Raw genomic sequence first — 22193 nt, 5'->3', positions numbered from 1 at the left:
GATAAGGGGGTGAATATACGCTGGGGTCCGGCTTGAATCATTCACTTATTTGAGCCGGACCCCTTATCCTATTTCATCGTTTTTATTTCTATGCCGGCGTAGTAATGCTTCAGTATTTCCTCATAGCTTTTACCTTGTTGGGCTAGGCCTTTGGCACCGTATTGGCAAAGGCCTACGCCGTGGCCGTAGCCTTTGGTGGTGAAGGTAATTTTGTCGCCGTTGATGTTCCAGGAGATGCGGGTGGAACGAAGGTTTAGGATTTCTCTGAGTAGGGTGGCTGGGTATTCTTTGTTGCCAAATTCGATTTCTTTGGGACGGCCGGTTGCGGTTTCCTGGGTAATTTTGATGGCCTGGTTTTTAGTGGTTGACACGGGTACGGCTGATAGGTTGGTTTTTAGTTTTTGGTCTATTTCTGCCAGGGTATAGGTTACTTGTCTATCCGGTTCTGGGTCGGCACAGTAGGGACAGTCTACTCCCTTTAGATAGGGAAGTGCGGCAACCCAGACTTCTTCGGCGTTTTCGGTGCTGCCGCCGCAGGAGGCGTGGAAGGCCGGGAATATTAGTTGGGATTTATAACTTATTACTTGTCCTCTGGTGGCATCCACTGCCCATTGGATTTTGTAGTAGTATTCGAGGTATTTTATTTTGCCCCAACGTTTTTCCATTTCCCCTCGGGAGATCCAGGCTTGTCCGTCCCGGGGGTCACTGGATACGTCCGCTCCAGGGTGGCGTGCATTTTTTACGCCTCCCGGGGCCATGCGCTGCATGATATAGGTGCGGGCTGCTACGGATTGTGCCTTTAGTGCTTCCACTGGGAAGGAGGCTGGCATTTCCGCTGCCACTACGCCGACGATGTATTCTTCTAGCGGGAGGGATTCAATTTTTTGGGTTTGGTGGTTGTACATTTTAACGGTTGTACCTACGGATTGGATTTGTGGTGGATTGATTAGTTGGTAAAGTTTTAGAGAAATGTTGGGAAAGGCCACTAGTAGGGTTAGGAAGCCTAAGAGGGCTAGGAGGATTTTTTTCACTTTTGGGAGCACCGTCCTTTTATTAGCCGTCGGCCTTCAGCCATCAGCCTTTAGCTCTTTGAATGTATTTCTTAGGGGGTTTTTAAAGCCGTGTTAATAGAGATAAGTTGCCTATTTTATTAATATGATAGCAATTGGTAAAATATGTTATATATTTTTATTGGATTGGATGGTATAACTGGTTTTTACAATGATCGGTTTGTTTTGTTGTGGTGACAGGAGGAAGTGTAACAAAGCTGGGGGGGGTTAGATCCAGCTGATTGTCTGGCTTATGAGAGGGGTTTGATTCCCTTCGATTAGAAAGAGGGCGACCAAAGGTCGCCCCTACCCATGGCTCGCTGACGGTTGATGGCAAAATTACACCAACATCGGCACCCGTTCTTCCACACGTTGGATATCTGCTCCTATGGCTTGCAGCTTCTCAATCAGCTTTTCATACCCCCGGTCAATGTGGTGAATGTTGGATACGCCGGTTTGGTTGGTGGCGGTTAGGCCGGCTAGGATCATGGCCGCGCCGGCTCGGAGGTCGGTGGCTTTGACTTCCGCTCCGTTTAGAGTTTTTACTCCTTGGACGATGGCGGTGCGGCCTTCTATTTTGATTCTGGCACCCATGCGTTTTAGTTCATTGACATGCATAAAGCGGTTTTCAAAGACTGTCTCTGTGATGATGCTGGTGCCCTCGGAAACGGTCATGAGGGTCATGAACTGGGCCTGCATGTCGGTGGGAAAGCCGGGGTAGGGTAGGGTTTTGATGTCTACGCCTTTTAATTTACTTTGGCTTCTCACTCGAATTTGGGTTTCGTCTTCGATAATTTCTGCACCGGCTTCTTTTAGTTTGGCCACGATAGGTTTAAGGTGGTCGGCAATAACGTTTTCCACGACCACATCACCTCGGGTCATGGCTGCTGCCACCAGATAGGTGCCTGCTTCGATGCGGTCTGGGATCACTGCATGGGTGGTGCCGGTTAGTTCTGGTACACCGGTAATGCGAATGACCTTGGTACCGGCCCCCTTGATTTTGGCCCCCATGGAGTTAAGGTAGTTGGCCAGGTCGACAATTTCCGGTTCTTCGGCTGCGTTTTCGATGATGGTTTGGCCCTTGGCGAGAACCGCAGCCATCATAATATTTTCGGTGGCTCCTACGCTGGGGAAATCCAGGTAGATATCGGAGCCTGTGAGTTCTTGGGCTGAGGCTTCGATATAGCCGGATCCATAGCGGATATCGGCACCCAAGGCAGAAAAACCCTTGAGATGAAGATCGATGGGTCTGGTGCCGATGGCACAGCCGCCGGGCAAGGAAATTCTGGCTTTGCCCTCTCTGGCTAGGAGGGGACCCATGACTAAAAAGGAAGCCCTCATTTTGCGAACGTATTCATAGGGGGCTTCTATATTGGTGAGGGTGGGAACAGTAATTAGGAGTTCCCCCTCGGATTTTATTATTTTGGCTCCTAGGTGTTCGAGGACGGAGCAAATGACTCCGACATCGGCTAGGTTGGGTACATCTAGCAGCCTGGTTTGGGTTGTTGTCAGTAGGGATGCTGCCAGGACCGGAAGTACCGCGTTTTTTGCGCCGCTGACGCGGATGTTGCCCTTGAGGGGGTTACCGCCTGTGATGATGATTTTTTCTTCCATGGGATCTCCTTTTGTCAGTCGTCAGCCATCCGCCTTCAGCGGTAATGTGTGGGAAGACTCCCCCCGTCAGCTTCGCTGCCAGCCCCCTCGGAGAGGGAGGTTTTTGGGCTAACAGCTAATGGCAAATAGCTACCTGCTAGTATTACCAAAAAGCCTGCTATAAATACAAAAAACCCAGGATAGTCAATATTGCTATCCTGGGTTTTTCTGCTTATTCCGCAGCTTTGATACGGTTGAGGGCCTTGTGTAAGGCGATTTCCGCACGTTTGATGTCGACTTCCAAGTTTTTGCTGTTGATGCGCTGCTCTGCACGCTGTTTAGCGGCATTCGCACGATCGACATCAATTTGGTCGGCTCTTTCAGCGGTATCAGCCAGAACAACGATCCGGCTGTTCTTGACTTCCATGAACCCACCGCTGACGGCCACCTTAAAGAATTTGCCGCCCTGCTGTACCCTCAAAGTTCCAACCTTAAGGGCTGTGACCAGAGGAGCGTGTTCAGGCAAGATACCGAGTTCACCGTCGGCACCTGGTGCTACGACGAATTCGATTTCCTCGCTGAAAACTACCTTTTCAGGAGTGACAATATCAAGGCGTTGGGTTTTTGCCATAATTATGCACCAGCCTCAATACGTTTTGCATTCTCGATAACTTCGTCAATGTCACCCGCCATGTAGAAAGCTTGCTCTGGCAGATGGTCATGTTTACCTTCGAGAATTTCGTTAAAGCTGCGAATGTTATCCTTCAGGGGTACGAAACGGCCTGGTCTGCCGGTAAAGGTTTCAGCAACGCTGAAGGGCTGGGATAAGAAACGCTGCAGTTTACGTGCACGTGCCACCAGCACTTTATCTTCGTCGGACAATTCGTCCATACCAAGAATAGCGATGATATCCTGGAGCTCCTTATAACGTTGCAGAACACCCTGTACCCCACGGGCACAATCGTAGTGCTCTTTACCCACAACCTGAGGGTCAAGAATACGAGAGGTGGAATCCAAAGGGTCAACAGCCGGATAGATACCCAACTCGGAGATGGCACGGCTTAATACTACGGTGGCGTCCAAGTGTGCGAATGCGTTGGCCGGCGCCGGGTCGGTTAAGTCGTCCGCAGGCACGTAAATGGCCTGTACCGAGGTAATGGAACCCTTACGGGTAGATGTAATACGTTCTTGTAGTTGACCCATTTCAGTAGCCAAGGTGGGCTGGTAACCTACGGCGGAAGGCATACGGCCTAGCAACGCGGAAACCTCGGAACCTGCCTGGGTGAAACGGAAGATGTTATCAATGAAGAGCAGGGTGTCGGCACCCTCTTCATCACGGAAATATTCGGCCATGGTAAGACCAGTCAAACCTACGCGGAGACGAGCTCCCGGGGGTTCGTTCATCTGACCGAACACCATGGTGGTCTTATCTAAAACGCCGGAATCCTTCATTTCGTGATAAAGATCGTTCCCTTCACGGGTACGCTCACCAACACCGGCGAATACGGAGATACCACCGTGTTGTTTTGCAATATTGTTAATCAGCTCCAAAATTAGAACTGTCTTACCTACACCAGCACCACCGAACAGACCAATCTTACCACCCTTCAGGAAGGGGATCATTAGGTCTACTACCTTGATGCCAGTCTCCAAGATTTCTGCTTTGGTGGACTGGTCTACCAGGGCAGGAGCAGGACGGTGAATGGGATAGTGTATCTCGGATTTAACCGGTTCTAAACCATCAATTTCGTCGCCAATTACGTTCAACATACGTCCTAGAACGGGGCGACCTACGGGTACGGCGATGGCTTTATCCGTGTCAACAACATTCATGCCACGTTTCAAACCCTCTGTGGAGGACATGGCGATGGCACGAACACGGTTGTTGCCCAAGTGTTGAGCCACTTCCAAAGTTAAGTTCCATTCGGTGGATTTATCTTCTTGGTCCTCCGTTCGGATCTTAAGGGCGTTATATATGCCGGGTACCTGGCCTGGTGCGAACTCAATGTCCACAACCACGCCGATAACCGTGACGACTCGGCCTACGTTCATCAGGTTCTCCGACCTCCTTGCAGTCAGATTTCAGTGCACATTTACTCAAGCGCTGCAGCACCGCCAACAATCTCGGAAATCTCCTTGGTGATGGCAGCCTGACGGGCTCGGTTCAAGGATAGGGTTAGTTTATTAATCATATCCTTGGCGTTATTAGTAGCGGAATCCATGGCAGTCATACGGGCACCTTGCTCGCCGGCTTTTGCTTCCAGCATGGCACGGAAAACCGTTGACTCCACGTACGTGGGTAATAGTTCAGATAATACTGCTTCGGCAGATGGTTCGTAGATGTACTCCATCTTGGGTCCTTTGGATTCCTCTGCAGGAGTTTCCACCGGCAGTAATTTTACTGTGACGGGACGCTGTGTGAGAACGTTAACGAACTCACTGAAAATCAACCTTACTTCGTCAAATTCCCCGGCCATGTATTTGTCCATAACAAAATTGGCAATCTCTTTGGCTTGGGAAAATTGAATGGATTCACCTAACTGTACAAAGGAAGCTGACATAGCATAACCACGACGGTTGAAATAATCTCTAGACTTCCTACCTACAGCCACGATTGATGTATTGTTTATATCGCCCACTTCACCTGAAGCTTTTCGCAACACGTTGGCGTTGTAGCCACCACACAGGCCTCTATCGGCTGAAATAACCACGTAGGCAGTTGTTTTTATCTCCCGAACTTCCAGCAGAGGATGACTGGCACCACCACTGGCGGCAGCCACACGGCTGAGCACTTCTTTAATTTTCAGCGCAAAGGGACGGGCGGATGTAACAGCCTCCTGAGAACGACGCAGTTTGGCAGCTGCAACCATTTTCATAGCTTTGGTGATTTGTTGGGTATTTTTAACACTCTTAATCCGGCGCCTAATATCTTGCGCACTGGCCATCTACTAAATCACCACCTTTTTTCGGGCAACGGAGTCCTTACAAACTACGACACTAGAGAATGCATTAGGCAAAGGACTTCTTAAATTCTTCGATGGCAGCCTTTAACTTCTCATCGGTATCGGATTTAATTTCTTTTTGTTCTCTGATAGCCGTAAGGATATCAGACTTGCTGGAGCGCATAAAATTAATGAAACCTTCTTCAAAGGCACCTACACGGCTCAAATCGATATCATCGAGGAAACCTTTAACAGCAGTGTAGATGACAACCACTTGCTCTTCTACTGGATATGGCTTGTACTGACCTTGCTTCAGAATCTGTGTCGTACGTGCACCACGATTCAGGCGGGCCAAGGTAGATTTATCTAAGTCGGAGCCAAATTGGGCGAAGGCAGCCAATTCGCGATATTGCGCTAAGTCTAGACGAAGCTGACCAGCAACCTGCTTCATGGCTTTAATTTGAGCCGCACCACCAACCCGGGATACTGACAGACCTACTGAAATCGCAGGACGCATACCGGAGTTAAACAAGTCAGATTCTAGGAAGATCTGACCGTCTGTAATGGAAATAACGTTGGTGGGAATGTAAGCAGACACGTCACCAGCTTGGGTTTCAATGATGGGCAGAGCGGTAATAGAACCGCCGCCGAAATCTTCGCTAAGACGAGCTGCACGCTCTAACAGGCGGGAGTGTAGATAGAATACGTCCCCAGGGAATGCTTCACGTCCGGGTGGACGACGCAGCAACAGAGACAATTCACGATAAGCAGCCGCCTGCTTAGACAAGTCATCATAGATGATCAAAACGTCTTTGCCTTGATCCATGAATTCTTCACCCATGGCACAACCGGAATAAGGAGCCAGGTAAAGCAGTGGGGCGGGTTCGGAAGCGTTAGCGGCTACAATGATGGAGTATTCCATGGCACCGTGGGCTTCCAGAGACTGCACAACACCAGCTACGGTAGATGCCTTCTGACCTACGGCTACGTAGATACAGATAACATCCTGACCCTTTTGGTTGATAATGGCATCAATAGCCACGGCAGTTTTACCAGTCTGGCGGTCACCGATAATCAATTCCCGTTGGCCACGACCGATGGGAACCATCGCGTCGATAGCCTTTAAGCCTGTTTGCAGCGGCACGGTAACGGATTTACGGGTAATAACACCAGGAGCAATACGCTCAGTGGAACGGTATTTATCAGTTTTAATAGGACCTTTGCCATCAATGGGCTGGCCCAACGGGTTAACAACACGACCAATTAGGGCGTCGCCTACGGGAACGGAGATAATCCGGCCAGTACGCTTTACCGGGTCGCCTTCTTTAATGTGGGTGTAGGGACCCATAATAACGCAACCGATGTTATCTTCTTCCAGGTTGAGGGCCATACCGAAGGTGCCGCCAGGGAACTCTAATAGTTCAGAGGCCATGCAATCTTCGAGGCCATAAACACGGGCGATACCGTCGCCGACCTGGATAACGGTGCCCACGTCAGATACTTCTACCTGGGCCTCGTATTTATCGATTTGCTGCCTTATGATCGAGCTGATCTCTTCAGGTCGCAAATTCATGTACTGGTTCACCCCTATCTATTAACTGGTTTTGGACATAAGGCGTGATTTTATAGTAGCCAGGCGGGTTTTGATGCTGCCATCAATAACCTTACTACCGATACGTACAACTACACCACCGATAAGTGAAGGATCTACCGCAAAGGTAGGCTCAACTTCTTTACCGGCCAAGCGTGAAGCCACTTTTATAAGTTCTTGTTTTTGTTGCTCGTCGATGGCAACGGCGGTGGTTACTTCTGCTGCCACTTTGCCCCGAGCTTCATTGGCTAAAAAAGAAAATTCAGCTGCTATGCCTGAGATGTAGTTTTCGCGGCGTTTATCTACTACTAAACTTAAGAAATGTAAGGTTTTAGCAGAGATTTTGTCACCAAAAATCGCCTTGAGCAAGTTCTTCTTTTCACCAGGTAACACCTGCGGATGATATAAAACCTTTTGGAGTTCCCTAGTCCCTTCAATTGCTTCGGCAACACCCTTGAGCTCTTGTTCTATCGCTTCCAGGGTATTTTTATCCTGAGCAATTTCATACAGGGCCTGGGCATATCGTCTTGCCACAGCCCCTCTTAACATGGCAGATCCCCTGCCTCTTTAACAAATTTGTCTACCAGGTCCTTTTGAACATCAGCGTTCAGTTTCTGGTCGATAATCTTGCCAGCAACCAAAATGGAGAGTGTAGCAACCTGATCCCTGAGTTCTGCCACAGCCTTTTCCTTTTCTCTTTGGATTTCGGCCAGGGCACCATCAGTTACACGGGCAGCTTCAACCTTGGCAGCTTCAATGATCTGCTGGGCTTGTTCTTCAGCATTCTTGGCGGCACGGGCCAAAATTTCTGCGGCCTGCTCCCGAGATTGCTGTAGATCAGCCTGTAAGGCAGCGCGCAGTTGTTCTGCTTGCTTTTTATCTTCTTCGGCGGCAGCAATGCTGCCTTCGATAAGTTCCCTACGTTTTTCCAGCATGTTCATAAATGGCTTGTAGGCCACCGCCCGGAGCAAGATTAATAAGACCAGGAAGTTGAACATCTGGGCAAGTATTGTGCCATTAAAACCTAAGCTCTCCACAAATTCCCCTCCTTCCGTCTGGGCGGACAGTAAGGAAGGCGATGGCGGGCTTGGAGACCCCGTTAAGCCCGCCAGATCGCCCCCGTCCTAAGAAAATGTACTTGTTGGATTAACCAAGCTTACCAAATAACATAAAGGCAAGTACTACGGCAATAATGGGGATAGATTCGATTAGACCTACAGAAATAAACATGGTGGTTTGAATGGTACCTTTAGCTTCGGGCTGACGGGCAATAGACTCAATGGCTTTACCAGTACAAATACCGTCACCAATGGCAGCACCCAGAGCACCTAAACCTACGGCTAAACCTACAGCAATAGCAGCAGCGGCTCCTACTTCCATTTATTTCTCCTCCTTTCCTGAAATGTTTAGAGATAAAAACCTAGTGGTGATCAGCTTCTTCATGGGCGGCAAACTGTGAAACGTAAGCAATGGTTAACATTGAGAAGACAAATGCCTGCACACAACCTACGAATACAGAGAAGGCCAACCAGATAACTGAAGGAATGAATCCGCCAAACAAGTAAGCATTGATGTTGATTAGACCTAACAAGACAGCAATCAGCACTTCACCAGCGAAGATGTTGCCGTAAAGACGGAAGGCCAGAGTAACAGGTCTTGCGACTTCTTCAATTAGGTGAATCAACACAAAGGGTTTAAAGGGCTTGAAGTAGTGACCGATATGACCACCAATTCCATTGGCTTTAAAACCATGATAGTGAATTAACAATACAACGATTAAAGCAAGGCCAAAGGTCGTATTCTTATCTGCTGTTGGTGAACTTAGTGTCGGTATCAGCCCCATTAGGTTTGAAAATAGGATGTAAATGAAAAATGTTACAATGATGGGCATCATGGCAGCCCCTAGCTTGTTGCCAAGGTTGCCAAAGACCTGGCCACCTAGAAAGTCCCATAAAAGTTCAAAAAATGTTTGGGCTTTGCCAGGGCTTCTGACCTTCTGATCTTTGGTACAGTACCAGGCAAAGAGTAATACCAGTGCCATGGCAATCCAGGTCATGATCATGGTCCTGGGACTAATGCTAAGTCCAAAGATATGCCAGTACTTATCGAAGTCCGTGAACAATGGAATATTCCAAAAGTTTAGGGCCACTTCCACCTCGTGCAGCATATCATGATGTTCTGCTGCCTGCGCAGCTCCCGCTGCAGCGCTCATGCTTTTTCACCCCCTTCACGTTGAATTTTGTTAACTTTATTATCGAAAGTGCTTGTTTTGAAGGCACTTTCTTTAATCACGGTGATAAAAAAGTCAGAGATCGACAGGATCGGGGCAACAAACAAGCCTACCGCTGTGGCATTCAAGCTGACATTAGGCATTTTGATAGACAACCACAGGGTGGCCATGATGATAATAAGGCGAATGAAAAAGCCCCTGCGCATATATGCAATTGCTTTGCCAACATCCTTAATAGTGGCAACTTTTTTAATTCTTTTGCTTAGTAAAATGACATTTTGCAGGCTGACTAAGGATCCAATCAGTAGGCCCTTGTAAACAACATTGCCATAATCTAAAGCAACTGCTAACACCAAGCAAGCCACAACGATAGCCGTAGACTTAATGGTTCGTTTCAGTTGTATCTCCAGATTCGGCATGGTTTGGGAACCCAGCATAGACTCACTCCTTGTCTTTTTTGCGGAAAGTTTCCAGGGTCATGTAAACCCCCCACATACCCCCGGCCATGCCCAGCAATAAGCCTGCCAGCATCAACCAAGGATCCGTATTGAACTTGCTGTCTAGCCATCGTCCGCTAAAATAACCAACCGTAGTTGCGGTGGCAATCTCTACGCTGATGGAAGATGCCAGAGCCAACGCTCTAAGTGGTTCTCCTTTTCTTTTTTCAGTCATAGGGGTTTTGGCATTCCTTTCAGGTAGCTAGCTGTTAGCTTTCTGCCTCCTGCAATATCGCAGCGTTAATTCAATAATTCACAATACATTACACTTGTTCGGATTTTCACCTTTGTCATATGCATGACGTGTCGTGTACGTGACAATTGTGCGTCTTTTGTCATAATATACTTCTACAGGTTTTTCATTTTTCCTCCACCGAATTAAGACTTTAGGCAATTTTTTAAATAATTTTTTACTACATGCATGTTAAATTCCCATATATGGAAAATATTATGCTATGATTTAGCTAGAAATTCCTCTGGTTGTTCTTCTGAAGGGTCAAATTTGTGACAAATGAAGTCTACAATCCTTTTGGAGGCCAAACCATCCCCATACGGATTGACAGCCTCCGACATTTTCTTGTAAAATTCTAAATTGTCAATAAGTTTACTTGTGACAGATAGCACTTTATCTTGGCTTGTCCCTACTAATTTTACGGTTCCAGCGTCCACTGCCTCTGGCCTCTCGGTGGTATTGCGTAGTACTAAAACAGGTTTTCCCAGAGAAGGGGCTTCTTCCTGCATGCCCCCAGAATCTGTTAGTACCAAATAACATCGCTGCATTAAGTTAATGAAGGGTTCATACTGCAGCGGCTCGATTAAATGAACCCTGGCCATCCCGCCTAAGACTTCATTGACCACCCGTCGTACAGCAGGATTTTTATGTACTGGGAAAACAATCTCCACATCTGGGTAGTTTTCCACAATTTCTTTAAGGGCATTATAAATAGCCCGCATGGGTTCCCCTAGATTTTCCCGACGGTGGGTTGTTACCAGCAACACCTTATGTTTATTAAAATCAATACTATTTAGTAGGGGATCGGCAAAGGCATAGTTTTCTTTGACTGTTGCTTTTAGGGCATCAATTACCGTGTTTCCTGTGACAAAGATATTTTCTATTTTTATATTTTCTTTAATTAGGTTTTGCAGGGACCTTTGGGTTGGTGCAAAATGATACTCGGCCAAGGCTCCGGTAAGGTGCCGATTCATTTCTTCCGGGAAGGGTGAATATTTGTTGTGGGTTCTCAGGCCTGCCTCCACATGCCCCACTGGTATTTGTCTGTAATAAGCAGCCAAAGCAGCCACAAAGGTGGTAGTGGTGTCTCCATGAACCAGCACCAAGTCTGGGTTGCACTGGGTAAGGACATTCTTTAGACCCTCTAGTGCCCTGACGGTAACATCGTAGAGTGTTTGTCCCTCCTGCATGATGTTAAGGTCATAATCAGGAACAATTTCAAATAGTTCCAACACCTGATCCAGCATCTCCCGATGTTGAGCGGTTACGGCAACAATGGATTTAATTTTGTCCGGTCGACGATTTAATTCCTTGACCAACGGTGCCATTTTAATCGCCTCCGGACGGGTTCCGAAGACGGTAAGTACTTTAAGCATGTTCTACCTCCGTAAGAATAGCCTTCCGCCCTCAGCCGTCGGCCTAAAGACAGCCTTGGGTTTTGGCCGTGAGCCGTGGGCCATGGGCCGTGGGCTTTTTTTGCATGATTGCTTTAGGGCCTTTAGGGTTTTGTTGTGAGCCTAGTCTGTAGTGAAGGACCTTGGCACTAACCTTTCAAAGGCGGTTGTAGGGAATGGTCTTGACCATTCCGCTATTGCTAGCGTTTCGGTGAACGGAACGGTCAAGACCGTTCCCTACGAATTTCGATGTTAGAAAGATCCTTCGCTATCCGCTCAGGATGACATAGATAGTGGTTTTAAAGCTCAAGGCCCACTGCCCATGGCTCACGGCCATTTAATAGCTAACAGCTAAAGGCTAAGATATCCCTTGCTTACTAATTTTTCTAGATGTCTTTCCCTCGTCTTCTCAATATTTACTCCGTATTCCTCTTCTAAGACAAACATCATGCTGACAGCGGTCTGGGCTACGTCGAGGAGTTCTTTACTGATTAGCTCCATGACTTCCTGCTCTTGGTATTTTGTCTGTTCGCCGCTCATGCCTCGGAATTTACCAATGGCTTGGGCCAATTCACCTGTTTCTTCCATTAGCTTTAAAGCTGTGGATTCCATGGTTGGTGAGAGGTTATTAAGTTTGGGCAGGGCAATGGTTTTAGTTAACATGATGCAGCCTCCTCCACCTAACAGTATATTAGTAAAGATTAAAAATTACAAGTTTTTGCTAAATTTTAAAGATTATTGAACGAACAAGGCCTGTCTAGGGGCAAAGTCCTGACAGGCCATAAAATGATTCCCTTTGGCCAAGAGCCTATAAAATTTTATATTTTTACCAGTTCTATGCCTGCCTCCTCGAATATCCTAAGGGAAAGGTCGTCCGGGTAATCTCCGGCAAAGATTACCTTTTTTATCCCCGCATTGACAATCATCTTGGAACACATAACGCAGGGTTGATTTGTTACATAAATGATGCTGCCCCGGATGGCGGTACCATGCACGGCTGCCTGGATAATGGCATTTTGCTCTGCATGCAGGGATCGGCAAAGTTCATGTCGCTGCCCGGAAGGTATGCCTAACTTTTCCCTCATACAGCCAATATCCAGACAATGGGCCAAGCCCGCAGGTGCACCGTTGTAGCCGGTGGCCAGAATACGATTGTCCTTGACGATGACCGCCCCCACCTTACGCCGTAAGCAGGTAGAGCGGGTGGCAGCCATGCGGCAAATCTGTATAAAATATTCATCCCAGGAAGGACGCAATTTTGTGGACCTCCTTTGGGTAGTGTGGTTGTTTTTGGGCAATTATCTTTCGCTTAAGGTTGCAGAGACAAACCTTTTAGCCTTCTGCCATCTAGCTTTTAGCGGATGGCTTGACCCCAAATATCCATCCCTTAAGCATACAGTGGATATTTATCACAGAGCTCTTTGACCATGGCCCGGGATTTTTCTTGGATGGTTGGGTTGTCTTTTTCTTTTAGGGTTTGGACGATAATCTGGGCTATTTTGTCCATGTCGTCCTCTTTAAAGCCTCTGGTGGTGGCAGCCGGTGTGCCAAGGCGGATGCCGCTGGTGACAAAGGGTTTTTCCGGATCAAAGGGGATGGCGTTTTTGTTACAAGTAATGTGCACTTCATCCAGTAATTTTTCTGCTTCTTTGCCGGTTATCCCGGTTCCTCTGAGGTCAACTAGCATTAGGTGGTTGTCTGTGCCTCCGGAAACTAGGTTAAAGCCCCTTGCTAATAACCCTTTGGCCAAGGCCTGGGCGTTTCCTAGAATTTGCTGTTGATACCCTTTAAACTCTGGTTTTAGTGCTTCTCCAAAGGCCACTGCTTTGGCCGCAATTACGTGCATCAGGGGGCCGCCCTGGCTGCCAGGGAAAATGGCCTTGTCCATTATTGGGGCATATTTTTCTTTACACAATATCATGCCGCCCCTGGGGCCTCTCAGGGTTTTGTGGGTGGTGGTGGTGACGATGTCGGCATAGGGTACGGGACTTTGGTGTAGTCCGGCAGCCACTAGGCCGGCGATATGGGCCATATCCACAAAGAAGTAGGCATCAATTTCTTTGGCGATTTCGCTGATCTGTTTGAAATCGATGGCTCTGGGATAGGCACTGGCTCCGGCAACAATCATTTTGGGTTTTTCCTGCACAGCCACTTCCCTTAGTTTATCGTAATTGATGCAGCCAGTGGCTTCTTCTACGCCATAGGCTACCACATTAAAGTATTTGCCAGATACGTTGACCGGGCTGCCATGGGTGAGGTGTCCACCGTGGGCTAGGTTCATACCGAGAATTTTGTCCCCTGGTTGCAGCAGTCCAAAATACACCGCAAAGTTGGCTTGGGCACCGGAATGGGGCTGCACGTTTGCATGATCTGCACCAAACAGTTCTTTGGCTCTGCTAATGGCTAATGATTCAGCAATATCCACAAATTCACAGCCACCATAGTAACGTTTGCCGGGATATCCCTCGGCATATTTGTTGGTCAATACCGACCCCTGGGCTTCCATTACCGCGGGACTCACAAAGTTTTCCGAGGCAATGAGCTCGATATTTCTTTGCTGACGCTGAAATTCGAGGTCTATGGCCTTTGCTAGCTCGGGGTCTGTCATGGATAGATTTCCTTTGATCATTGGTTTCTCTCCCTTCGAATTGGCCTTGGTTCATGGGCTAGGTTAACGGCTCAAGGCCCTACGGACAAAAGCTCTTCTCGATAGCCATTATCTTGTCCACCCTCTTGGCATGGCGGTCGCCGGCGAAGGGGGTGGTGATGAAGTTTTGTGTGATGGCTATGGCTTTTTCCAGGTCAATGAAGCGGGAGCCCATGGTTAGGACGTTGGCATTGTTGTGTTCTCTGGCTAGTTTGGCGATTTCTGGGTCAAAGACATTGGCCGCCCTGACGCCGGGTATTTTGTTGACAGCTATGGCCATGCCCACACCGCTACCACAAATGAGAATGCCTTGCTGGCATTGGCCGGTACGAACTTTTTCTCCTACGGCCAGTGCAAAATCTGGGTAGTCACAGGATTCGGTACTGTTACAGCCTATATCCTGAACGGTAACCCCTTGACTGTTGAGGTATTGGCTAATTTTTTCCTTCATTTCAAAACCAGCATGATCGCTTCCCAGTACTACTGTAAGATTTTTCAATGATTTAACCTCCATGATGCCTCTATTTACTCAGATAATTTGTCCAATGCTTTACTGATCATGTGCTGTAATTCTCCTGCACAGTTACGGTAGGTTTCCACTGAACTGCCATAGGGGTCGGAAACATCCAAGGGCAGCTCGGCGTATGCTCCTAGGGTAAAAACTTTGTCAGTGGCCTCTGGACATTTGCTTACTATTTGCTGACGGTGGTTTTCTGTCATGGTTAAAACAAGGTCTGCCTCGGCAATCCGTTCCGGTGATAGTAGAGTAGCACGGTGGTGAGATAATTCTATGCCTTGATCGGCCAATACTTCAATGGCCTGATGGCTAGCCTTTTCCCCAGGCCAAGCCATGGTACCGGCTGAGATAAAGGTCAGTCCACTTAAACCCCGTTCTTCTGCCATTGCTCTGGCCAAGGCCTCGGCCATGCTGCTACGGCAGGTATTTCCGGTACAAACAAATAAAATTTTTTTCTCCATCATCATCCCTCCGAGCAACATTCCTGCATGGTATTATTCCCAGGCTGGTAAAAACAAAAACTGCCCTCTACACTAAGGACAGTTACTTTTTTCTACAATTATCCTGCTTTTTCCTTCTTTTCACTTTTAGCTTTTTCGCATGGCAAATTGCTAATCGCTAAAAAAATAATTTTACCCCAATGCCGGCTAGGATTAGTCCGCCTAGTAGCTCTGCCCGTTCACCAAGCCAATCCCCTACATATTTACCTAGGGTAAGTCCGGCAAAGGTCATGATTCCCGCCACAAGGCCAATGACACCGGAGGCTAGCAATAGGGATACTTGTTGGGTACCCAGGGTAAAGCCTACGCTGAGGGCGTCCATGCTGACACTGGCAGATAAAAGCAGCAGGCCCTTGGTGTTGGTAATGGTAAAACGAGGTTCACTGCCGTCACCAGGTTTGACAGTATCCCATATCATTTTACCACCCAGATATATTAACAGCAGCGCACCGGCAATGGAGGCAGCCTGACCCACTTTGCTTCCTAAATAACCACCGGCAAACCAACCCAGAAGGGGCATAAAGACGTGAAAGGCCAGCACAGTAACACTGATCATGGCAATCTGACGCCGATTGATTCCTGCCAGGCCTATACCAATGCAGAGGGAAAAGGCATCGGTGCCTAAAGCCACGGCTAAGGCAAGTAATGTTATCAGACTCAAGATAACCCCCAGCTTTCTTATTTTTTGGGCCATGTGGCTTGGGCCATGAGCCATGGGCTTTTTTAGGACCCATGGCGGAGGCCAAGCTTCACGACCGTTTCGTTTTGGCTAATCTATTTTCATATAAATCTATGCCATATGCTTATAAAAAATAGCCAACTCAAAAGATTAATCCTGTCTAAATAATTAACACTCAAACTTTTCAACTGCCGCCCGGCGGAGGCGGTTCATGATGGCTAGGCCGATGCCGGTTGTTGCAATGCCTTCGACTAGGATAACATCGACATGTAGTTGGTCAAATTCCCTTAGTCTTGAAAATAGGCTGGCGGCGGCAGTGGTGGGGTTTTCCCTGGTGCCAAGTTTAAGTATTTTGGCCTGGGGGGGGTAGCCCTGGGCCTGCTCTTCGGTGGCTAAAATTCCTACTTTTTTACCCTGGGCCAGTAATGCCTGGGCCCTTTCCGTGATAGCTGTCTTAATTTTATGGGGTTCACCCTCAAATAAGATCACTGGAGAGGTTGGGGCGTAGTGCCGATATTTCATACCAGGTGAACGCGGCACCTGATCCTTGGGCAGTTTTTTTCCCAGCACCGAGGGGTCAATGATGACGTCACCTAAGACTTCCTTTAATTCCTCGTAGGTAACCCCGCCTGGGCGCAGGATGACAGGCACTTTACTGGTTAGGTCTAATACCGTTGATTCTAAGCCCAGTCCCGCCGGTCCGCCATCCAATATAGCATCAATTCTGCCCTGCAGATCGGCCTGAACATGTTCTGCCTTGGTGGGACTTGGCCGGCCGGATTGGTTGGCACTGGGGGCCGCTATAGGCAGCCCCGAGGCCCGTATCAATGCCAGGGCCACTGGATGATCCGGCATCCGCACCGCCACTGTGTCCAAACCACCCGTAACTTCCACTGGAATATGCTTGGCTTTGGGGACCACTAAGGTTAATGGACCTGGCCAAAATTTTCTCATTAACAACGAGGCCTTATCCGGAAGATTTCTGCTCAAATCCTTTACCATACTAGTATCTGCTACGTGTAGGATGAGAGGGTTGTCTGAGGGTCTGCCCTTAGCACAATAGATAGCTGCCACCGCCTTACGGTCCAAGCCGTTAGCCCCAAGGCCGTAAACGGTTTCTGTGGGAAAGGCTACCAAACCACCTTTTTTTATCATAGCTGCCGCTTGCTGAATGATAGCCTCATCTAGCTGGGCAGGACGGACAAGCCAATTCTTAGTATTGATGTATTCCATTATGCATCTCCATCTTTTAGCTTTTAGTCAAATGGCACCTTTTGCTAATGGCTAATCGTTTTCAGGTTAGTATAACATATTATTTGGTGCAATATGAAGTTTATGGTATTAAAACCCTTTCGGCCCGAATAGTAATTAGGGACTAGTATTGCAGGGGGGGTTATTGTGGATTTTTGGCTATATTTCTTTTCTGCCCTTGGAATTGGTGCCTTGCACGCCTTAGAGCCCGGCCATGGTAAGAGTATCATGGGGGCTTATTTAATCATGTCTCGGGGCCGCTCCCGGGATGCTATTCTTCTGGGTTTAACTTCCGCTATTACTCACACCTTGATCATTGTGATGATGGCTGTATTGGCCCATTCTGCCACTGCACTGGCCATGTCTAACGCTAGCATTTCCCAAGAACAAATGGGACTCTGGCTGAAACTCGTTTCCGGTGCCATTATTGTTCTGGTGGGTTTAAGAATGATGCTGCGCAAAAATCAAACTTGCAGTTGTGGTTGCGGTCATACCCGCCATCCTACGGCAAAATCCTGGCGAAATCCAGGCCAGGCTAGGGTTAGTTTATTCGATATTCTCTTGCTTGGTTTTACCAATGGGTTGATGCCCTGCCCCAGCGCCCTGGCTATTTTACTCCTATCCCTTAGCAGTGGTGCCCTTGTCAGCGGCTTAGCTTTGGTTATTGCCTTTGGCATTGGCGGTGCGGTGGCATTGGTTACCATTGGGCTTGTTTTTGTTAAACTCTCTTCCTTTACCGGCAACCTACTTGACCATGGACCCTGGCGCCTGCTGCCACAGTTAAGCGGCTTTTTAATCTTTGCCATTGGGGGAGTGACCGCATTTACTGCCTTTATGAAGCTATACTAAAAGCGATGGTTTGAGGCCACCAAAAACACTGCGGTGGCCATTAATTAGAATAGGCTGACAGGTATCCCCTACCTATCAGCCTATTTGTATGCTTTGCCGGAACTATTTTGTTTTATTTTTTTCAACATAATTTTGTAACAGCACATAGGCAGCCGCACGGGTTAGTCTGCCGTCGTTGGTTTCTAGGCTTGTCGATATGTTTTTGTCCCCGTAGGTCTCCATTATATAGTCATAGGCCTCTTGGCGGGACATTTCTTGGCCGGCGTATTGGGACAGGATTAGGGCAGCCTTTTTTCCGCTGAGGTAGTTCTTATCTCCCTTGTTCTGCCGTAATTCTTCGGGTATGGTTATCCCATATATGCGCGAAAGTTCCTGGAGCTGGTGGATTAATTCTTCTTCGGTAATAATTCCATCCAGCTGGTAGTCGTTGGGGTAACCTCCTTGCACCAGTGCATGTTTACGCATCATCTTTAAGGCATCATAGGCCCAGTGCTTGGTTGTGTCTGATTCCCGCCAGGTAAAGGGCTTGATATCCATCCCCTGGTTGTTTAACATTTCTTGCAATTGACTGATATATTTACTGTTTTTACTTATTTCCCGAAAGTTCTTATTCTCTTCAATACTCAGGGCCGCTGCCGCTCCGGCGGCCTCACCAGTGGCCATACCCACCGGGACTGTTCTGGCACTGCCGTGGGGCAATGAATCGAAACTGGCTGAGCGGCCCACCACCAGTAGGTTATCTATTTTCTGAGGCACGAGGCACCGGAAGGGAACAGCGTACTGAGCAGGCACCCCTATGACGGCACCCTTTTCCTCTGGACCGGAGGCCTGTACATCCACTGGGTAAGAGCCAAAGGCAATGCGATCGGGGAAGTCTTTGTTCTCTAAGACATCATCGATGGTCAAACGGTATTCACCGTAAATATGTCTGGATTCACGAATATACAGTTCCGGAGCTACCTCAGACACAAAACAATCCTGTAGTCCGGGGATATTTTCTCTGAGATAGTCTACAATTAGGGGCAGCTCCTGTTGAGCAAGTCGCATGGCCTCTTGGCGGGATTGCCTATCCACGGGATCCACATTGAAGATATGCAGGGCATTGATCAACACAGTGCCATCCTTTTGCCGACCCATATTAAGACCGCGAATACCTACCCGCTGGTTACTGGACTGGTATTGCTCCATAATCGGCCCAAAGCCCCAAGCGCTGACGTTGTTGGCACCGGTAAACCAGTCATCATCCTCGGTAAGCACCCTACGGATTTCCTGCCAGTCCTCGGGTGTAATACCATCCAGTTGGAAAACCAAGGTGGTAGCCATTTTTCTAGCAGGATAGCCTGCATCCTCCTGGCCAACACTGAAGGGGACTCCCGCGGCGGCGGCTAAATCGGCATCCTGGGTGGCGTCAATAATGCCTTTGGCGATGTAGGTGGTAACCCCGCCATTTTTATTTTCCACTCTAACACCTTCAACAAAGGATTGGCCGCTCTTATGGCCCATCACTGGTGCGAAGGATTTTACCCCTAAGCAAAGTTCCAAATCGTCTTCATTCGCCAGCATTTGTTCAAAGATTTCCTGGGCTTTATGGATATCAAAGGTGCCGGAACCGATTTGCTTGTAAAATTCCAAAAAGATCCCTTTATTTAAAACATCTGTGCGGTTGCCAAGGTTATTTGGGGCCATGTTCATGTCAATGACGTTCAACCAGCCCCGGGTAAATAAGCCCCCTACTTCGGGCCGACTATCAATTAATAGGGTGGACAGGCCATTTCTGGCTCCGGAAATGGCTGCGGCAATGCCCTCCGGATCACTCCCCACCACAATAAGATCATATTTTTTTGTATTTTCCTTGGAAGTCTCGGCCAAGGCTGGGCTTGGCCACGGCGTTACAATCGAAAGCATAAGAAAAAACAACATGATGTAACCTGCTAATCTTTTCAATTTTCCTGCAGCCTTCCTTTCTATATTAAGTCCTTCATATAGTAAGACGCAGAAGGGGTTGAAAATGTTCGCCTTTTTTGGGGGAATTTGTTACTTTAGCTTTTAGCTGCTCGTTTTCTGGTTTTTGCTGCTGGCAATGGCTAACAGCGAATAGCTATTTTTTCTTCGCCACCATCAAACGTTCCCGTTCGGCCAAGTCCCTCCGCACTGCGCCCTGCCATTGTTCAGGGGATAGGATGTGCTGGGCTCCTTGGCCCTGCCCGGGTCCGATTTCCATGAGTAGTAAACCGCCGGGCCGTAAGAGCTTGTGGGCCTGGGGTAGCAGCAGGCGGTACAGGTCTAGTCCGTCGGGGCCTCCGTCTAGGGCCAGATGAGGTTCGAAATCCCTCACATCTTTCATTAAAGATGGTATCTCCCCACAGGGTATGTAAGGCAAGTTTGCCGTGATCATGCTGACTTTCCCCGCTAGTTCTCCCATTACCGGCTCAAGGAGATTGCCCCGGTGAAAGCGCACCCTTTCTTTGACACCTAATCTTTGGGCATTCTGCCTTGCCACCTCAAGAGCTGCTCGGGAGATGTCAACGGCATATACCTGTAGTTCTTCCAGCAGGGCGGCCAGGCTAACTGCTACGGCACCACTGCCCGTACCGACATCAATGGCCAATAAGGGATAGTCTTGGTTGTCACGGAAAAACCTTAGGGCCGTTTCCACCATCATTTCTGTATCTGGCCGGGGGATTAAGACATCCGGTGTTACAATAAACTCCATGCCCATGAATTCTTTGTGGCCAATAAGATAGGCCACTGGTTCCCCCTGGGCCCGACGCTCCAGCAACTTTTGATAATGTTGCTGTTGCTCCACAGCAAGGGCTTGGTCATCCCTCAGGAACAAACCTGTTCGATCGATTCCTGTAACGTGAGATAGCAACACTTGGGCGTCCAGGTTGAATAATGGATTTTGTTGTTCTTTTAAATATTGCCTCCCCTTGATAAGGGCCTCTTTAAGGCACACCAGGGGGACGGTTCCTCTGGTTTCTTTTGAAGCTATCAAAGGCCATTTACAACCAGAGGAACCGTCCCCCTGGTGTGCCCTGGTCTTTGGCATTATTCTTCCACTGTCTTAAGGCGTTCGGCTTGATCGGTGGTGATTAGTGCATCGATTAATTCGTCCAGGTCACCTTGTAGAACGTATTCCAATCGATGCAAGGTAAGTCCAATGCGGTGGTCGGTGATTCGGTTTTGGGGGAAGTTGTAGGTACGAATCCTTTCACTGCGGTCACCGCTGCCCACCATGGATTTGCGGACACCTGCAATGGCCTTTTGCTGCTCCTCTTGGGCTTTATCCAGCAGGCGGGATCTGAGAACCCGCATGGCTTTATCTTTATTTTTGTGCTGAGATTTTTCGTCCTGGCAGGATACCACCGTACCAGTGGGAATGTGGGTAATCCGTACCGCAGACTGGGTGGTGTTTACACACTGTCCGCCGGGGCCACTGGCACAAAACAAATCAATGCGGATATCGTTAGGATTAATGTCGATATCAACGTCTTCTGCCTCGGGTAATACTGCCACGGTGGCAGCAGAGGTATGAATGCGACCGCCGCTTTCGGTGGCTGGTACCCTTTGTACCCTGTGTACGCCACTTTCAAATTTCAGCGTGCTAAAGGCCCCTTTCCCTTCAATTACGAAGGTAACCTCTTTGAAACCGCCGAGGTCCGTTTCGTTAGCCTCCATAATTTCGGTACGCCAGCCTTTCTTTTCAGCATAGCGAGAATACATTCTAAATAAGTCGCCGGCAAAGAGGGCTGCCTCGTCGCCACCTGTACCACCACGAATCTCCATAATTACGTTTTTATCATCGTTGGGGTCTTTGGGCAGCAGTAAAATTTTTAACTGCTGTTCCAGTTCCTCGATCTTGGTTGTTAGCTCTTCCACTTCCAGTTCTACCATCTCAAGGAAATCGGGCTCCAGTTTATCCTCCAGCATTAGCTTATTTTCCTGAAGATCTTCTTTGGCCTTTTTATATTGGCGGAAGACAGCCACCACCTCGGTTAAATCGGAATGGGACTTGACCAACTGCTGCCATTTCGTCCGATCTGCCATAATTTCTGGGTCACTGATTTGACTTTCTAATTGTTCAAAGCGATCCTCCAGTACCTGGAGTTTATCGTACATTCACGTCACCTTCCTTATGGACTGCATTAAAGGCTTTTATCGCAACTTCTACCTGGTTGTTGTCCGGTTCGCCGGTCTTAAAAGTTCATAGGCCACACACGGC

24 protein-coding genes are annotated in these 22193 nt (G+C 48.3%); 1 reads left to right on the top strand and 23 read right to left on the bottom strand.

Annotated features, from left to right (window positions below):
* Positions 1 to 68: 68 nt before the first annotated feature.
* From spoIID to V6C11_RS12860, 20 genes are all read right to left on the bottom strand, one after another.
* Entirely contained in the window at positions 69 to 1031 is a 963-nt protein-coding gene (gene spoIID / locus V6C11_RS12955) for a stage II sporulation protein D (RefSeq protein ID WP_333531594.1), read from the bottom strand.
* A 357-nt stretch (positions 1032 to 1388) separates the two neighbouring features.
* A complete protein-coding gene (murA, locus tag V6C11_RS12950; RefSeq protein WP_333531593.1) occupies positions 1389 to 2663 on the bottom strand; it encodes a UDP-N-acetylglucosamine 1-carboxyvinyltransferase in 1275 nt (424 codons plus the stop codon).
* Between the two features lie 211 nt (positions 2664 to 2874).
* A complete protein-coding gene (locus V6C11_RS12945; RefSeq protein WP_333531592.1) occupies positions 2875 to 3273 on the bottom strand; it encodes a F0F1 ATP synthase subunit epsilon in 399 nt (132 codons plus the stop codon).
* Between the two features lie 2 nt (positions 3274 to 3275).
* Entirely contained in the window at positions 3276 to 4694 is a 1419-nt protein-coding gene (gene atpD / locus V6C11_RS12940) for a F0F1 ATP synthase subunit beta (protein WP_333531591.1), read from the bottom strand.
* Between the two features lie 41 nt (positions 4695 to 4735).
* Entirely contained in the window at positions 4736 to 5587 is an 852-nt protein-coding gene (gene atpG / locus V6C11_RS12935; RefSeq protein WP_333531590.1) for an ATP synthase F1 subunit gamma, read from the bottom strand.
* Positions 5588 to 5651: 64 nt separating this feature from the next.
* Positions 5652 to 7157: a F0F1 ATP synthase subunit alpha gene (gene atpA / locus V6C11_RS12930; RefSeq protein WP_333531589.1), complete on the bottom strand. Its 1506-nt coding sequence runs from the start codon at positions 7155 to 7157 to the stop codon at positions 5652 to 5654.
* A 21-nt stretch (positions 7158 to 7178) separates the two neighbouring features.
* Complete coding sequence (locus V6C11_RS12925) at positions 7179 to 7724, bottom strand: F0F1 ATP synthase subunit delta (protein WP_333531588.1); 546 nt, start codon at positions 7722 to 7724, stop codon at positions 7179 to 7181.
* Positions 7718 to 8212, bottom strand: a complete 495-nt coding sequence (gene atpF / locus V6C11_RS12920) for a F0F1 ATP synthase subunit B (RefSeq protein ID WP_333531587.1) — start codon at positions 8210 to 8212, stop codon at positions 7718 to 7720. Before atpF ends, V6C11_RS12925 begins: the two co-directional genes overlap by 7 nt.
* Positions 8213 to 8321: 109 nt before the next feature.
* Positions 8322 to 8555, bottom strand: coding sequence for a F0F1 ATP synthase subunit C (gene atpE, locus V6C11_RS12915; RefSeq protein WP_333531586.1), 234 nt, complete (start codon positions 8553 to 8555; stop codon positions 8322 to 8324).
* Positions 8556 to 8595: 40 nt separating this feature from the next.
* Positions 8596 to 9387 carry a F0F1 ATP synthase subunit A gene (gene atpB, locus V6C11_RS12910; protein ID WP_333531585.1) on the bottom strand — a complete coding sequence of 264 codons (792 nt, stop codon included), beginning with the start codon at positions 9385 to 9387 and terminating at the stop codon, positions 8596 to 8598.
* The gene (locus V6C11_RS12905; RefSeq protein ID WP_333531584.1) at positions 9384 to 9842 is read right to left on the bottom strand and encodes an ATP synthase subunit I; all 459 of its coding nucleotides are present in this window, start codon (positions 9840 to 9842) and stop codon (positions 9384 to 9386) included. The genes atpB and V6C11_RS12905 overlap by 4 nt, the downstream gene beginning before the upstream one ends.
* Before the next feature lie 4 nt (positions 9843 to 9846).
* Positions 9847 to 10077 carry an AtpZ/AtpI family protein gene (locus V6C11_RS12900; RefSeq protein WP_333531583.1) on the bottom strand — a complete coding sequence of 77 codons (231 nt, stop codon included), beginning with the start codon at positions 10075 to 10077 and terminating at the stop codon, positions 9847 to 9849.
* Between the two features lie 278 nt (positions 10078 to 10355).
* Entirely contained in the window at positions 10356 to 11510 is a 1155-nt protein-coding gene (gene wecB, locus V6C11_RS12895; protein WP_333531582.1) for a non-hydrolyzing UDP-N-acetylglucosamine 2-epimerase, read from the bottom strand.
* A gap of 369 nt (positions 11511 to 11879) precedes the next feature.
* Positions 11880 to 12191 carry a MazG-like family protein gene (locus tag V6C11_RS12890; RefSeq protein ID WP_333531581.1) on the bottom strand — a complete coding sequence of 104 codons (312 nt, stop codon included), beginning with the start codon at positions 12189 to 12191 and terminating at the stop codon, positions 11880 to 11882.
* 155 nt (positions 12192 to 12346) lie between these two features.
* On the bottom strand, positions 12347 to 12784 hold the full coding sequence (locus tag V6C11_RS12885) for a deoxycytidylate deaminase (protein ID WP_333531580.1): 438 nt from the start codon (positions 12782 to 12784) through the stop codon (positions 12347 to 12349).
* 131 nt (positions 12785 to 12915) lie between these two features.
* Entirely contained in the window at positions 12916 to 14157 is a 1242-nt protein-coding gene (gene glyA, locus V6C11_RS12880; RefSeq protein WP_333531579.1) for a serine hydroxymethyltransferase, read from the bottom strand.
* A 58-nt stretch (positions 14158 to 14215) separates the two neighbouring features.
* Positions 14216 to 14674: a ribose 5-phosphate isomerase B gene (gene rpiB, locus V6C11_RS12875; RefSeq protein WP_333531578.1), complete on the bottom strand. Its 459-nt coding sequence runs from the start codon at positions 14672 to 14674 to the stop codon at positions 14216 to 14218.
* 26 nt (positions 14675 to 14700) lie between these two features.
* A complete protein-coding gene (locus V6C11_RS12870; RefSeq protein WP_333531577.1) occupies positions 14701 to 15153 on the bottom strand; it encodes a low molecular weight protein arginine phosphatase in 453 nt (150 codons plus the stop codon).
* 157 nt (positions 15154 to 15310) lie between these two features.
* Positions 15311 to 15853: a manganese efflux pump MntP gene (locus V6C11_RS12865; protein WP_333531576.1), complete on the bottom strand. Its 543-nt coding sequence runs from the start codon at positions 15851 to 15853 to the stop codon at positions 15311 to 15313.
* A 186-nt stretch (positions 15854 to 16039) separates the two neighbouring features.
* Entirely contained in the window at positions 16040 to 17104 is a 1065-nt protein-coding gene (locus tag V6C11_RS12860; protein WP_333531575.1) for an L-threonylcarbamoyladenylate synthase, read from the bottom strand.
* A gap of 165 nt (positions 17105 to 17269) precedes the next feature.
* Between V6C11_RS12860 and V6C11_RS12855 the strand changes: the two genes are divergently transcribed.
* Positions 17270 to 17971 carry a HoxN/HupN/NixA family nickel/cobalt transporter gene (locus V6C11_RS12855; RefSeq protein WP_333531574.1) on the top strand — a complete coding sequence of 234 codons (702 nt, stop codon included), beginning with the start codon at positions 17270 to 17272 and terminating at the stop codon, positions 17969 to 17971.
* A gap of 102 nt (positions 17972 to 18073) precedes the next feature.
* On the opposite strand, the gene V6C11_RS12850 is transcribed toward V6C11_RS12855, so the two are convergent.
* The 3 genes from V6C11_RS12850 to prfA all read right to left on the bottom strand — a co-directional run bounded on the left by V6C11_RS12850 (position 18074) and on the right by prfA (position 22090).
* Positions 18074 to 19915 carry an FAD-dependent oxidoreductase gene (locus tag V6C11_RS12850; RefSeq protein WP_333531573.1) on the bottom strand — a complete coding sequence of 614 codons (1842 nt, stop codon included), beginning with the start codon at positions 19913 to 19915 and terminating at the stop codon, positions 18074 to 18076.
* A 154-nt stretch (positions 19916 to 20069) separates the two neighbouring features.
* Entirely contained in the window at positions 20070 to 21020 is a 951-nt protein-coding gene (gene prmC / locus V6C11_RS12845) for a peptide chain release factor N(5)-glutamine methyltransferase (RefSeq protein WP_333531572.1), read from the bottom strand.
* Positions 21020 to 22090 carry a peptide chain release factor 1 gene (gene prfA, locus V6C11_RS12840; RefSeq protein ID WP_333531571.1) on the bottom strand — a complete coding sequence of 357 codons (1071 nt, stop codon included), beginning with the start codon at positions 22088 to 22090 and terminating at the stop codon, positions 21020 to 21022. Before prfA ends, prmC begins: the two co-directional genes overlap by 1 nt.
* Between the last annotated feature and the right edge of the window lie 103 nt (positions 22091 to 22193).

The organism is Desulfotomaculum sp. 1211_IL3151, assembly GCF_036763075.1.
Lineage (GTDB): Bacteria > Bacillota > Desulfotomaculia > Desulfotomaculales > Desulfotomaculaceae > Desulfotomaculum.
Note: the sequence above shows the minus strand (reverse complement) of the source record. Positions and strands in the feature narration are given on the sequence as shown.

Bases quoted from the DNA above. Each gene is read 5' to 3' on its own strand.
- murA (WP_333531593.1), bottom strand. From the start codon at position 2,663: ATGGAAGAAAAAATCATCATCACAGGCGGTAACCCCCTCAAGGGCAAC.
- V6C11_RS12945 (WP_333531592.1), bottom strand. From the start codon at position 3,273: ATGGCAAAAACCCAACGCCTTGATATTGTCACTCCTGAAAAGGTAGTT.
- atpD (WP_333531591.1), bottom strand. From the start codon at position 4,694: ATGAACGTAGGCCGAGTCGTCACGGTTATCGGCGTGGTTGTGGACATT.
- atpG (WP_333531590.1), bottom strand. From the start codon at position 5,587: ATGGCCAGTGCGCAAGATATTAGGCGCCGGATTAAGAGTGTTAAAAAT.
- atpA (WP_333531589.1), bottom strand. From the start codon at position 7,157: ATGAATTTGCGACCTGAAGAGATCAGCTCGATCATAAGGCAGCAAATC.
- V6C11_RS12925 (WP_333531588.1), bottom strand. From the start codon at position 7,724: ATGTTAAGAGGGGCTGTGGCAAGACGATATGCCCAGGCCCTGTATGAA.
- atpE (WP_333531586.1), bottom strand. From the start codon at position 8,555: ATGGAAGTAGGAGCCGCTGCTGCTATTGCTGTAGGTTTAGCCGTAGGT.
- atpB (WP_333531585.1), bottom strand. From the start codon at position 9,387: ATGAGCGCTGCAGCGGGAGCTGCGCAGGCAGCAGAACATCATGATATG.
- V6C11_RS12905 (WP_333531584.1), bottom strand. From the start codon at position 9,842: ATGCTGGGTTCCCAAACCATGCCGAATCTGGAGATACAACTGAAACGA.
- V6C11_RS12900 (WP_333531583.1), bottom strand. From the start codon at position 10,077: ATGACTGAAAAAAGAAAAGGAGAACCACTTAGAGCGTTGGCTCTGGCA.
- wecB (WP_333531582.1), bottom strand. From the start codon at position 11,510: ATGCTTAAAGTACTTACCGTCTTCGGAACCCGTCCGGAGGCGATTAAA.
- V6C11_RS12890 (WP_333531581.1), bottom strand. From the start codon at position 12,191: ATGTTAACTAAAACCATTGCCCTGCCCAAACTTAATAACCTCTCACCA.
- glyA (WP_333531579.1), bottom strand. From the start codon at position 14,157: ATGATCAAAGGAAATCTATCCATGACAGACCCCGAGCTAGCAAAGGCC.
- V6C11_RS12870 (WP_333531577.1), bottom strand. From the start codon at position 15,153: ATGGAGAAAAAAATTTTATTTGTTTGTACCGGAAATACCTGCCGTAGC.
- V6C11_RS12860 (WP_333531575.1), bottom strand. From the start codon at position 17,104: ATGGAATACATCAATACTAAGAATTGGCTTGTCCGTCCTGCCCAGCTA.
- prmC (WP_333531572.1), bottom strand. From the start codon at position 21,020: ATGCCAAAGACCAGGGCACACCAGGGGGACGGTTCCTCTGGTTGTAAA.
- prfA (WP_333531571.1), bottom strand. From the start codon at position 22,090: ATGTACGATAAACTCCAGGTACTGGAGGATCGCTTTGAACAATTAGAA.